Origin of the sequence: Nocardioides marinquilinus (genome assembly GCF_039543705.1) — a bacterium.
GTDB lineage: Bacteria > Actinomycetota > Actinomycetes > Propionibacteriales > Nocardioidaceae > Nocardioides > Nocardioides marinquilinus.
This window is the reverse complement of record NZ_BAABKG010000002.1, coordinates 396255-408320: the sequence shown is the minus strand read 5'-3', so window position 1 is coordinate 408320 and position 12066 is coordinate 396255. Positions and strand designations below refer to the sequence as shown.

Annotated in this window: 11 protein-coding genes; 7 read left to right on the top strand and 4 right to left on the bottom strand. The window is 73.3% G+C overall.

What is annotated here, in order from left to right; all coding sequences use genetic code 11:
* Positions 1-14: 14 nt before the first annotated feature.
* Positions 15-239: a contact-dependent growth inhibition system immunity protein gene (locus ABEA04_RS07950; protein WP_345456644.1), complete on the top strand. Its 225-nt coding sequence runs from the start codon at positions 15-17 to the stop codon at positions 237-239.
* Between the two features lie 275 nt (positions 240-514).
* Here ABEA04_RS07950 and ABEA04_RS07945 read toward each other — a convergent pair whose 3' ends face one another.
* The 3 genes from ABEA04_RS07945 to ABEA04_RS07935 form a co-directional block, all read right to left on the bottom strand.
* Entirely contained in the window at positions 515-3445 is a 2931-nt protein-coding gene (locus tag ABEA04_RS07945) for a vitamin B12-dependent ribonucleotide reductase (RefSeq protein ID WP_345456641.1), read from the bottom strand.
* A 180-nt stretch (positions 3446-3625) separates the two neighbouring features.
* The gene (gene nrdR / locus ABEA04_RS07940; protein WP_345458259.1) at positions 3626-4090 is read right to left on the bottom strand and encodes a transcriptional regulator NrdR; all 465 of its coding nucleotides are present in this window, start codon (positions 4088-4090) and stop codon (positions 3626-3628) included.
* A 325-nt stretch (positions 4091-4415) separates the two neighbouring features.
* Complete coding sequence (locus ABEA04_RS07935) at positions 4416-4922, bottom strand: mismatch-specific DNA-glycosylase (protein ID WP_345456638.1); 507 nt, start codon at positions 4920-4922, stop codon at positions 4416-4418.
* A gap of 41 nt (positions 4923-4963) precedes the next feature.
* Here ABEA04_RS07935 and ABEA04_RS07930 point away from each other — a divergent pair, with 41 nt between their 5' ends.
* The 3 genes from ABEA04_RS07930 (at position 4964) to ABEA04_RS07920 (ending at position 7293) form a co-directional block, all read left to right on the top strand.
* Positions 4964-6280 (top strand): NupC/NupG family nucleoside CNT transporter, encoded by a 1317-nt coding sequence (locus ABEA04_RS07930; protein WP_345456635.1) that lies wholly within the window; start codon positions 4964-4966, stop codon positions 6278-6280.
* A gap of 52 nt (positions 6281-6332) precedes the next feature.
* Positions 6333-6662: a hypothetical protein gene (locus tag ABEA04_RS07925; protein ID WP_345456632.1), complete on the top strand. Its 330-nt coding sequence runs from the start codon at positions 6333-6335 to the stop codon at positions 6660-6662.
* Positions 6663-6795: 133 nt separating this feature from the next.
* Positions 6796-7293, top strand: a complete 498-nt coding sequence (locus tag ABEA04_RS07920; RefSeq protein ID WP_345456631.1) for a hypothetical protein — start codon at positions 6796-6798, stop codon at positions 7291-7293.
* Positions 7294-7444: 151 nt separating this feature from the next.
* On the opposite strand, the gene ABEA04_RS07915 is transcribed toward ABEA04_RS07920, so the two are convergent.
* Entirely contained in the window at positions 7445-7834 is a 390-nt protein-coding gene (locus ABEA04_RS07915; protein WP_345456630.1) for a LysM peptidoglycan-binding domain-containing protein, read from the bottom strand.
* A gap of 240 nt (positions 7835-8074) precedes the next feature.
* Here ABEA04_RS07915 and lexA point away from each other — a divergent pair, with 240 nt between their 5' ends.
* The 3 genes from lexA to ABEA04_RS07900 all read left to right on the top strand — a co-directional run bounded on the left by lexA (position 8075) and on the right by ABEA04_RS07900 (position 11994).
* A complete protein-coding gene (gene lexA, locus ABEA04_RS07910; RefSeq protein ID WP_345456628.1) occupies positions 8075-8839 on the top strand; it encodes a transcriptional repressor LexA in 765 nt (254 codons plus the stop codon).
* Between the two features lie 117 nt (positions 8840-8956).
* Positions 8957-10681, top strand: a complete 1725-nt coding sequence (locus ABEA04_RS07905; protein WP_345456625.1) for an alkaline phosphatase D family protein — start codon at positions 8957-8959, stop codon at positions 10679-10681.
* Positions 10681-11994, top strand: coding sequence for an alkaline phosphatase family protein (locus ABEA04_RS07900; RefSeq protein ID WP_345456623.1), 1314 nt, complete (start codon positions 10681-10683; stop codon positions 11992-11994). Before ABEA04_RS07905 ends, ABEA04_RS07900 begins: the two co-directional genes overlap by 1 nt.
* Positions 11995-12066 lie beyond the last annotated feature (72 nt).

The window sequence follows — 12066 nt, the reverse complement described above, 5'->3', positions numbered from 1 at the left end:
CGACCGTTCGCCCGATGAACGAACCGAGCCCGTTGCACACACTGCTGTGCGCCTACCACCACGAGGACTGGGACCTCGACGGGCCTGGCATCTACGACGCGCTCGCGGCCTACCTCCGCGACGTCTCGGGCGACGAGGCTCGTCAGGTGGCCCGGCAGATCGACCAACTGCTTCTCGACACCCCCGACGACCAGGCACTCGGGGACTACCTCGACCACTGGTCGCCGAGACGCTTGTAACGCCGCACCCGGCTCGCGACAGAACCAGGTGACGGCGGGGACGCTCCCGCCGTCGTTGCGCTGCCCGGGGCAATCCCGAGTCGGTCGCCAACCCCCAGTGGTGACCTCCCGTGGCAGTGACCCGGGTCCCGTCGGCTGAGTCGTCCCACTCGCCGGCGGGACTCGGGCGTTCGGGCCAACGCCACGTCGCCGAGACGCGGCGAGGCCCGGCCACCCGCAGGGGGTGACCGGGCCTCGTCGTGTTGCGCCGGGTGAGCGTCCCGGGCGTCAGGCGATCAGCTGCAGCCGCTGGTGCTGCCGCAGCCCTCGCAGACGTAGCAGGAGCCGGCGGGGCGCATCTTGGTGCCGCAGGTCATGCAGAGGGGGCTGTCGACGGCGGTGCCGGTGAGCTGCTCGAGCAGCTCGGCGGAGGTGTGGGCGCGGCCCGTGGTGGGGGTGGCGGGGACCTCGCGGGTGTTGGAGCCCTCGGTGTCCTTGGTCTCGACCACGGCGGCGTCCTCGGCCTCGACGGGCACCTCCTTCGCCGGGGCCGGGGCCGACGTGGCGGCGGCCTCGATGAGCTCGGAGGCGGCGCCGGTCTCGACGGCCGGCAGCTCGTAGGAGCCGGTCTCGAGGTAGCGCTGCCGCTCGTCGGCGCTGAACAGGCTGAGGGCCTGGCGCGACTCGAAGGGCAGGTAGTCGAGCGCGAGGCGACGGAAGATGTAGTCCATGATCGACTGCGCCATCCGCACGTCGGGGTCGTCGGTGAGGCCGGCCGGCTCGAAGCGCAGGTTGGTGAACTTCGAGACGTAGGTCTCGAGCGGGACGCCGTACTGCAGGCCGATCGAGACCGCGATCGAGAAGGCGTCCATCACGCCGGCCAGGGTCGAGCCCTGCTTGCCGAGCTTGAGGAAGACCTCGCCGAGCTCGCCGTCGTCGTGCGCACCGGAGGTCATGTAGCCCTCGGCACCGCCCACGGTGAAGCTCGTCGTGCGCGAGGCCCGCGACTTCGGCAGCCGCTTGCGGACCGGGGCGTAGACGACCTTCTCGACGACCGTCGGCGCCGCGGCGCTGGCGGCCGCGTCCGCGGCGTCGGCGGCGTCCTTCTTGGCCTTGCCGCCACCGTCGGCCAGCGGCTGACCGACCTTGCAGTTGTCGCGGTAGACCGCGGTGGCCTTGAGGCCGAGCTTCCACGACTGCAGGTAGACGTCCTCGATCTCCTCGACGGTGGCCGTCTCGGGGAGGTTGACGGTCTTGGAGATCGCGCCGGACAGGAACGGCTGGCAGGCCGCCATCATCCGCACGTGGCCCATGGGCTTGAGGGCCCGGGCGCCCATGGCGGTGTCGAAGACCTCGTAGTGCTCGGTCTTCAGGCCCGGCGCGTCGATCACGTGGCCGTGCTCGGCGATGTAGGCGACGATCGCCTCGACCTGCTCGGGCTGGTAGCCGAGCCGGGTCAGCGCCCGCGGGATCGTCTGGTTGACGATCTGCATCGAGCCGCCGCCGACGAGCTTCTTGAACTTCACCAGCGAGAAGTCGGGCTCGATGCCGGTGGTGTCGCAGTCCATCATGAAGCCGATGGTGCCGGTGGGCGCGAGCACCGAGGCCTGCGCGTTGCGGAAGCCGTGCTCGGCGCCGAGGGAGACGACGTCGGCCCACGCCTGGGTGGCCAGCTCGTGGACCGCGCGGTCGGTGCCGTGCAGGGTGCGCACGGTGTCGTTGGCGGCCTGGTGCTTGCGCATCACGCGCTGGTGGGCGGTCGCGTTGCGGGCGTAGCCGGCGTAGGGGCCGACGATCGAGGCGAGCTCTGCCGAGCGCTTGTAGGAGGTGCCGGTCATCAGCGAGGTGATGGTGGCGGCCATCGCGCGGCCGCCGTCGGAGTCGTAGCCCAGGCCCATCGCCATGAGCAGCGCGCCGAGGTTGGCGTAGCCGATGCCGAGCTGGCGGTAGTCGCGGGTGGTGACGCCGATGGCCTCGGTGGGGAAGTCGGCGAAGCAGATGGAGATGTCCATCGCGGTGATGATGAACTCGACGGCCTTCGCGAACAGCGGCGCGTCGAAGGTGTCGTCGTCCTTGAGGAACTTCAGCAGGTTCAGCGAGGCCAGGTTGCACGAGGAGTTGTCGAGCGACATGTACTCCGAGCACGGGTTGGACGCGGTGATGCGGCCGGTCTCGGGGTTGGTGTGCCAGTCGTTGATGGTGTCGTCGTACTGCAGGCCCGGGTCGGCGCACTCCCACGCCGCCTGGCTGATCTTGCGGAACAGGTCGCGGGCGTCGACGCGCTCGATCTCCTCACCGGTCTTGCGGGCGCGGAGCGCGAAGTCGGTGCCGTCCTCGACGGCGCGCATGAACTCGTCGGAGACGCGGACCGAGTTGTTGGCGTTCTGGTACTGCACCGAGGTGATGTCGGCGCCGCCGAGGTCCATGTCGAACCCGGCGTCGCGCAGGGCGCGGATCTTGTCCTCCTCGCGCGCCTTGGTCTGCACGAACTCCTCGATGTCGGGGTGGTCGACGTCGAGGACGACCATCTTGGCCGCGCGGCGGGTGGCGCCGCCGGACTTGATGGTGCCGGCCGAGGCGTCGGCGCCGCGCATGAACGAGACCGGGCCCGAGGCGGTGCCGCCGCTGCTCAGCAGCTCTTTGCTGGAGCGGATGCGGGAGAGGTTGAGGCCGGCGCCGGAGCCGCCCTTGAAGATGAACCCCTCCTCCTTGTACCAGTTGAGGATCGAGTCCATCGAGTCGTCGACCGAGAGGATGAAGCAGGCGCTGACCTGCTGCGGCGACGGCGTGCCGACGTTGAACCACACCGGGCTGTTGAACGAGAAGTACTGGTGCAGCAGCAGCCAGGTGAGCTCGTGCTCGAAGACCTCGGCGTCGCCCGGGGTGGCGAAGTAGCCGTGCTCGAGGCCCGCGCGGGTGTAGGTGGTGACGATGCGGTCGATGAGCTGCCGCAGGCTGCTCTCGCGGGCGTCGGTGCCGACGGCGCCGCGGAAGTACTTGGTGGTGACGATCGTGGAGGCGTTGACCGACCAGAAGTCGGGGTACTCCACGCCGCGCTGCTCGAAGACGGTCTCGCCGGTCTTCCAGTTCGTCTGGACGACGTCGCGACGCTCCCAGGTGACCTCGTCGTAGGGGTGCGCGCCCGGGGTGCTGAAGACCCGCTCGAGGCTCAGCCCGGGACGGGGCTGCTCGTCGGATCGGGCGGCGGCACTGACGGTCTCGGTCATCGGGGGATCTCCTCGGGATCTGGGGGTGGCTACAGCCTGGCGGTGACCACTGACAGTCGGCGGGGCTGCAGCGGGGCGGAGCGGGTGGGGCGGGGCCCGTCGACGAGCTCAGGGTCCGTGGTGGATCGAGGTGGTACGCCCGGCAGGCAGCTTCCCCACTACCTGCCGGGCGGTCTGTGGTCAGCCCGGGGGCTGGGTGGGGTGGTCGGCCCGCAGCTCGGCGATCTCCTTGGCGAAGTCGTCGGCGGAGTCGAAGGCGCGGTAGACGCTGGCGAAGCGCAGGTAGGCGACCTCGTCGAGCTCGCGCAGCGGGCGCAGGATGGCCATGCCGACCTCGTGCGCGGCGACCTCGGCCGAGCCGGCCAGGCGCAGGGAGTCCTCGACGTCCTGGCCGAGGCGGGCGAGGTCGTCCTCGCTGACCGGACGCCCCTTGCAGGCGGCGCGGACGCCGGCCACGGCCTTCTCGCGGACGAACGGCTCGGTGGCGCCGGAGCGCTTCAGCACGACGAGCTGCATCTGCTCGATCGTGGTGAACCGGCGCTCGCAGTCCGAGCACATCCGGCGACGACGGATCGAGCCGCCGTCGTCGGAGACGCGGGAGTCGAGGACCCGGGTGTCGGTGTGCCGGCAGAACGGGCAGTGCATCACGGGCCCCCTCTCGCGTGGCTCGGGCAGGCCGGGTCGAGCCCGGCCGGACTGTGGACGACTCTGTGGATATCCACGGCTTCCAGTGGAGTAACACCCCACTGCCTGTGAGCCTTCCGGCCCCCGCCTGGGGACTAGATGTGGATAACTACATCGTTGTAACTACTAGATGTTGGGAACCGTACGCCTGTGCCGCCCGCGGCGCAAGAACTCGCCGGAACTCGGCGCGTCAGCGTCCCGACGGCGGCGTCGCCCGCCCCGGACGGCGCGGCGTCGTCCCAGGTCAGCGGCGGTTCGACGGCGTCCGGGCGCCGCGCGCGGCGGCTCAGGCCGGTCCAGACCTGCCGCACAGCTGGGCCAGGTCGACCCACCACTCCAGCCGGGTCGGGCGGCCGTCGTAGTCGCGACGGCGGTTGGCGCCGCTCATGCCGGGCAGCACGTAGACCGGTGCGCCGGCGAGGTCCCACCCGGCGACGCCGAGGCCCGGACGACGGTGGCCGAGGTGCCGCGCGACGACGGCCGCGACGGTCTTGCTGGTGAAGGCCAACCACTCCGGCTCCCAGGCGCGCACCTTCTCGGCCAGCGCGTCGACCTCGTACCACTCGGGGTCGCGGTGGCGCACCAGGTCGGTCATCGCCAGGCCGTGCTCGACCAGGCGGTGGTCGTCCTCGGGCCGCAGCCGGGGCGTGAAGCCGCTCTGGTGCAGGCAGAGCCACAGCTCGTTGCCGGGCGTCTCGTAGTAGTGGTCGCGGGTGCAGGCGTTCTCGGCACCGGCCATGCCGCAGAAGACGACCTGCGGCGCGTCGCCGGCGATGTCGGGCAGCACCTCCACGAACCTCACCTTGCCAGGTGGACCGCGGGGTGGGGGCCCTGGTGAGACTGCAGCCCATGGAGTGGCTGGAGGGGCTGCGCGGCGTCCTCGGCCTGGCGGTGCTGCTGGCCGTCGCCTGGGCGCTCTCGCGCAGCCGGCGCAGCGTCGCGTGGCGCACCGTCGGGGTCGCGCTGGCGCTGCAGGTCGGGTTCGCGCTGCTCGTGCTGCGCTGGGGCCCGGGCGAGGACGCGCTCGGCTGGGTCAGCGACCGCGTCGAGTCGCTCATCGGCTACGCCGGCGAGGGGACGGCGTTCGTCTTCGGCCCGCTGCTCGAGGTGGGGGGTGAGAACCAGACGATCTTCGCGCTGCAGGTGCTGCCGGTCATCGTCTTCCTGGGCGCCCTGGTGGGCCTGCTCTACTACCTGCGCGTCATCCAGTGGGCCACGTTCATCGTCGGCGGCGCGCTCTCGAAGCTGCTCGGCGTCGGCAAGGTCGAGTCGCTCTACGCCTCCACGGTGATCTTCCTCGGCCAGAGCGAGGCGCCGCTGATGGTGCAGGGCTACCTGCACCGGCTGCGGCAAGGCCAGCTGTTCACGATCATGTCGGCCGGCTTCGCCGCCGCGGCCGGCTCCACGCTGGTCGGCTACTCGCTGCTCGGCGCGCCGCTGGAGTACCTGCTCGCCGCGACGGTCATGAACGCCCCGGCCTCGCTGCTGATCGCCAAGCTGATGTGGCCGGACGACGCCCCCGAGCTGCCCCTCGACCGGCGCCCGGACGACGCACCCCCGGCCGACCGCGCCGCCCAACCGGAGGATGAGCCGGAGGAGGAGCCCGACGTCCGCGACGTGCGCGACGAGGAGTCGGCCAACCTCATCGACGCGCTCGGCCGCGGCGCCATGGCCGGCGGGAGGATCGCGGTCACCGTGCTGGCCCTGCTCATCGCGTTCGTGGCGGTGGTCGCGCTGGCCAACGGCATCCTCGGCGCGGTGGGCGGCTGGTTCGGCGTCGACGACCTCACCTTCGAGCGCATCCTCGGCTGGGCGGTCTCGCCGCTGGCCTGGCTGCTCGGCGTCCCGTGGTCGGAGGCCTCGCAGGCCGGGTCGTGGATCGGCCAGAAGACGGTGCTCAACGAGTTCGTGGCCTACGCCGACTTCGGACCCTCGGTCGGCGACCTCTCCCCCGTCACCGTCGCCGTGGTCACCTTCGCGCTCGCCGGGTTCGCCAACTTCTCCTCGATCGCCATCCAGATCGGCACCATCGGCTCGCTCGCGCCCGACCGGCGCGCCGAGGTCGCACGGCTCGGCCTGCGGGCCCTGCTGGCCGGCAGCCTGGCGAACCTCGCCAACGCCGCCATCGCGGGCGTCGTCATCTCGTTGTAGAGCTGGGCCGTCGGCGGCACGCCGTTCGGCCCGATCCCGCACAATGTGCCCTGTGGCGGGAGGCAAGCGGGCGGGTGCGCGCCCGAAGCGGCGGTTGCGCCCCGGCCTGCTCGTGCTCGCCCTCGGCGTCACCGCGGCGGTGGTGGCGTGGGGCTACCTGGTCCTCGCCGCCATCGACTTCGGCGCCACCGCCCGCGGCGGTGACGACGACGCCTGGTGGTTCCTCGGCCTGGCCTCGCTCGGGGCGGTCGCGTGCCTGTTCCTGGCCCTGCTGCTGCTCGCCCGGATCGCCCGCGCGATCGGCCTGACCCGACCGCCCGAGCGGGACGACGCGGCGTCGTCGACGCCGTCCGCGCCCGGCGGCCGGCGCGCCGCCCGCTGACCCCCGCGGGGGATTCTCTGCGCGATCGGCCCCACGACGGCCCGCACTGACCTAGCCTGCGGGGATCGACCGGCGCCGACCGCCCGCCGGCAGACCCCGGGAGCACGTCGTGGGCAGGAAGCACCAGGTCGCGGTGACGGAGGCCTCCGTCGACGGCGAGACCTACCGCACCACCTGCACCTGCACGTGCGGCTGGCGCGGGGAGTCCTCGGCCACCGGTGAGGCGCCGGCGCTGGCCGCGGCGGCCCGGGTGCGCGTCGACCACCTGCTCGACGCCCACCCCCGCCAGGCCCCCATCGGGTTCCTGCGGCCGCGGGCGGCGGCGCGCTATCGCCATCCCCGCTCGATCAGCGCACCCCACCAGCGGGGCAAGCGGGTGCAGCGCCACGTGGCCTGCGCCTGCGGGTGGACGGCGTCCGCGCGGGCCGGCAGCAACCGCGGCGCCGCGCGCGTGGCCCGGCGCCGCCACACCAACCACGTGACGCTGCAGACCGGCCGGACGCCGTTGCGCGACTACGCGGTGATGGTGGCCGTGGTGCTCGGCGCGGGTGCGGTGCTGGTGGCGATGTTCGCCGTGGCCATGCAGGCCAGCGGGGCCGAGCTCGGCGACCTCGCCTCGTTCCTGGAGTGAGCCGGGCCGGGGACGACCCGGGGACGAATGCGGGGCGGCGCCGTCTTCCCGCGGCGCCGCCCCGACTTCCCCGTGCCCGTCGTCCCCGGGGTCGAGGCGGGGACGACGGCGTGTGTGGCCCGGCCGGCAGGGAATCGCCGGCCGGGACGGCTCAGGAGGCCGGCACCTGCAGCCGCTGGCCGGCGGCGAGGCTCACCGAGTCGAGGTCGTTGAGCTCGACGAGGTGCTGCATGGTGTCGCGGACGTCGCCCTCGACCGCACCGTCGGCGACCAGCTCGGAGGCGAGGCCCCACAGGGTCTCGCCCGGCGCGACCACGACCGTCTCGGTGGCCTCGGGCTGCTCGGTGGCGACCGAGCCCGCGGCGAAGACCAGGCCGATGGCGGCCAGCGCCAGCAGGGTCGCGGCCACCACGGCGAGCCGGCCGCGCCGCGTGAGGCGGTAGACCGGAGCCGGCCGGGTGGGCCGGGTGGGCCGGGTGGAGCGGCTGGCCGGCACGGGGCGGGCGGTGGCGACCGGGCGGGTGGCGTAGGTGGTGCTCATCGGGACTCCTGGGGAAGGGGAAGGGCGTCGATGCGATGTCTAGCGGTGGCCACCGACAACGCCCGCGGACAGCGGGAGGCGGCGGCTTCGCTCACACGTTCGATCGAACACATGAGCGAGACTAGATCAGGTGTTCGAACGTCGCAACCCCTCGTCGTCCGGTCCCGCGGGCCACGACGGCGCGACACGCCGTTCGAACACGTGTTTGAACTCGGGGCGCTTCGGTGAGAACCTGACCGCATGCCGAAGTCCCCGTCCACCTCCTCCGGCCAGCCCGACCGGTCCGCCCCCTCCCGTCGCCGGCAGGTCGCCGAGCTGCCCGACGGCCCGGCCGACGCCACCGGCCTCACGCCGCGCCAGCAGCGGGTGCTGGGCACCATCAAGGACAGCATCGAGCAGCGCGGCTACCCGCCGAGCATGCGCGAGATCGGCGAGGCCGTCGGCCTCACCAGCACCTCCAGCGTCGCGCACCAGCTGCGGGTGCTGGAGTCCAAGGGCTTCCTCAAGCGCGACCACAACCGCCCCCGCGCCCTCGAGGTGTTCCTGCCCGAGGTGATGGCCGCACGCCGCACCCTCGGCCACGCCGACGAGACCGGCATCGACGAGACCGGCATCGGCGATGCCGTCCCGGCCCCCACGAACGTGCCGCTGCTCGGCCGCATCGCCGCCGGCGGGCCGATCCTGGCCGAGGAGCGCTACGACGACGTCTTCCCGCTGCCCAAGCAGCTGGTCGGCGAGGGCGAGCTGTTCCTGCTCGAGGTCTCCGGCGAGTCGATGGTCGACGCCGCGATCTGCCACGGCGACTACGTCGTCATCCGCAAGGAGCAGACCGCCCGCGACGGCGAGATCGTCGCGGCGCTGATCGACGGCGAGGCCACCGTCAAGACGCTGCAGCGCAAGGACGGGCACGTCTGGCTCATGCCGCACAACGCCGCCTTCGACCCGATCGACGGCACCGACGCCACCATCCTCGGCATCGTCACCGCGGTGCTGCGCAAGGTCTGAACCGCTCGAACGTGCGACCAGCACGGCCGACGCCCCGCGCCGACGTCCAGGTGAACACCGGACGACGGCTCGGGGCGTTCGCATGACCCGGGCGTGCTCCGGTCGTTGAATGCGGACGTGAGCCACCTCCCACCGCTCCCCCGCCTGCGCCGCCGGGCGGTGATCGCCGGTGGCGCCGCAGGCACCGTCGGCACCGTCGGCACCGTCGCCGCCAGCGGCGCCGTCGAGCCGCTCGACGCCGCCGCCCTCGAGCCGTCCCCCGAGGGACGCCGCCTGTTCCGCCACGGCGTCGCCTCCGGCGACCCGATGCCCACCCGCGTGGTGCTCTGGACGCGCGTCACCCCCACCGAGGCCAGCCGGCCCGGCTCGGGCCGCGGGCCGGTGGTCGAGGTGACGTGGGAGGTCGCCCGCGACGCCCGGTTCCGACGTGTCGTGCGCCGCGGCACCGTCACGACCGGTCCCGACCGCGACCACACCGTCAAGGTCGACGCCCGCGGGCTGCGTCCGGCGACGTCGTACCACTACCGCTTCACGCTGCGCGGCCACCACAGCCGCGTCGGCCGCACCCGCACCGCGCCCGGTGCCACCGCGACGCCGCGCCGCGTGCGCTTCGGCGTCGTCTCGTGCAGCAACTGGCAGGCCGGGTTCTTCGCCGCCTACCGCGGCCTGGCCCGCCGTGACGACCTGGACGCCGTGCTGCACCTCGGCGACTACCTCTACGAGTACGGCCCGGGCGGCTACGGCGAGGGGCCCGACGAGGTCGACGTCCGCCGCCACGACCCCGCGCACGAGATCGTGAGCCTGGCCGACTACCGGCGCCGGCACGCGCAGTACAAGACCGACCCCGACCTGCAGGACGCCCACGCCCGCCACCCCTGGATCGTCACCTGGGACGACCACGAGGTCGCCAACGACCAGTGGGCCGGCGGCGCGGAGAACCACCAGCCCGGCGAGGGCGGCTACCGCAGGCGCCGCGCCCACGCCCACCGCGCCTACGACGAGTGGATGCCGGTACGCCTCGACTCCACCGCGCGACTCGGCGACGGCACCCGGCTCTACCGGCGGCTGCGGTTCGGCCGCCTGGCCGAGATCAGCATGCTCGACCTGCGCACCTACCGCTCCGAGCAGGTCGAGACCGCCGCGCCGACGCCGGTGCCGGCCGCCGAGGCCGAGGTCAGCGACCCCGACCGCACCATCACCGGCACCGCGCAACGACGCTGGCTACAGCGCTCGCTGGCCCGGCGCGGCTCGCTGTGGAAGGTGGTCGGCAACCCGGTGATGGTCACGCCGGTGACCTTCGGCCAGCTGCCGCGCGAGATCACCGACGCCGTCAACGCCGCCACCGGCGTGGTGCCCGACGACGGCTTCCCCTACAACGTCGACCAATGGGACGGCTACACCGCCGACCGGCGCCGGGTGCTGCGCTTCATCGCCGACCACCAGGTGCAGAACGCGTTGTTCGTCACCGGCGACATCCACTCCGCGTGGGCGGCCGAGGTGCCCTTCGACGTCGGCGCCTACCCGCTGCGGGGCGCCGGCGCGGTCGAGTTCGTGTGCAGCTCGGTCACCTCGAACAACCTCAAGGACATCACCGGCTCTCCGCGCCGCACCACGAGCCTGGCGGTGGAGGCCGCCATCCTGGCCGAGAACCCGCACATCAAGTACCTCAACTTCGACGACCACGGGTTCTGCGTGCTCGACCTGACCGCGCGGCGGGCGCAGATGGACTGGTACGTCATCGGCGAGCGCTCCGACCGGCACACCCGCATCCGCCACGACCGCTCCTTCGCCACCCGCGTCGGCAGCAACCGGGTCGTCGAGGTCGACGGGCCGGTGCGCTGATGTGCGGCGAGACCCCCGGGGCGGGCCCGGGCGCGTTCGAGCGCGGCGCCGCCGACCTCGTCACCGGACGCCGCACCCTGCTGCAGGCGGGCGGCGCCGGCCTGGCGTTCTCCACCGCGGCGGCGCTGGCGCCCGCGCCGGCCTCCGCGGCCGCGCGCACCCGGCGCCGGGCCTACGTGCTCGTCGTCGACGGCTGCCTGCCCGGCGAGGTGGACGACGTCCACACACCGCACCTCGCGGCGCTGCGCGACGGCGGACTGCACCACCCGACGGCGCTGTCGATGCCGGTGATGGAGACCATCCCGAACCACGTGATGATGATGACCGGCGTGCGGCCCGACCGCTCGGGCGTGCCGGCCAACGCCGTCTACGACCGCCGGCGGCGCGCCGTCCGCGACCTCGACCGGCCGCGCGACCTGCAGGCCGACACCGTCATCGAGCGGGCGAACCGGCAGGGGCTGCGCACCGGCACGGTGCTGAGCAAGGAGTACCTCTACGGCATCTTCGGGGGCCGGGCGACGGCACGCTGGGAGCCCCGGCCGATCATCCCGGTCTCGGGCCACGCGCCCGACGAGTTCACGATCCTGGCCGCCACGACGATGGTCGACGAGCTCGACCCGCACCTGATGTTCGTCAACCTCGGCGACGTCGACCGCTACGGCCACTCCGACCCCACCGGCCCGCTCGGGCTGAAGGCGGCCCGACGGCTCGCACTGCGCAAGACCGACGCCTACGTCGGCCGGTTCGTCGAGATGCTGCGCTCGCGCGGCACCTGGCGCGACTCGATGGTCGTCGTGCTCGCCGACCACTCGATGGACTGGTCGCGCCCCGACCGGGTCATCAGCCTCGCCGGGCCGCTCGACGCCGACCCGCTGCTGCGCGGACGCGTGCAGATCGCCGACAACGGCGGCGCCGACCTCCTCTACTGGACCGGCCCGGCCGACCAGCGCGACCGCGCCGTCGAGCGCATGCGTCGCATCGCGCGGGGCCAGCGCGGCGTCCTGGCGGCCTACGACCGGCGGACGCCGTGGCTGCGGCTCGGCCCGCAGGCCGGCGACGTCGTGGTGTTCTGCCGGGCCGGGTGGCGCTTCAGCGACCCCGACCCGGTCACCTCGAACCCGATCCCGGGCAACCACGGGCACCCCGCCACCCGGCCCATCCCGTGGTTCGCCTTCGGCGGCCACCCGGCGGTGCCGCGGCGCCGGGCCTCGCCCGTCGTCGCCTCCACCCTGGACGTCGCCCCCACCGTCGCCGCGTTCCTCGGCCTGCGCGGTGCGCCGCGGGGCGGGTACGACGGCCGCTCGCGGCTGTAGGCGGCTCCGGCCGGACCGAGCGACCGAACCGACCGACGGCCGCGGCTCCGGTTGCCGCGAAGGCTCGGCGCC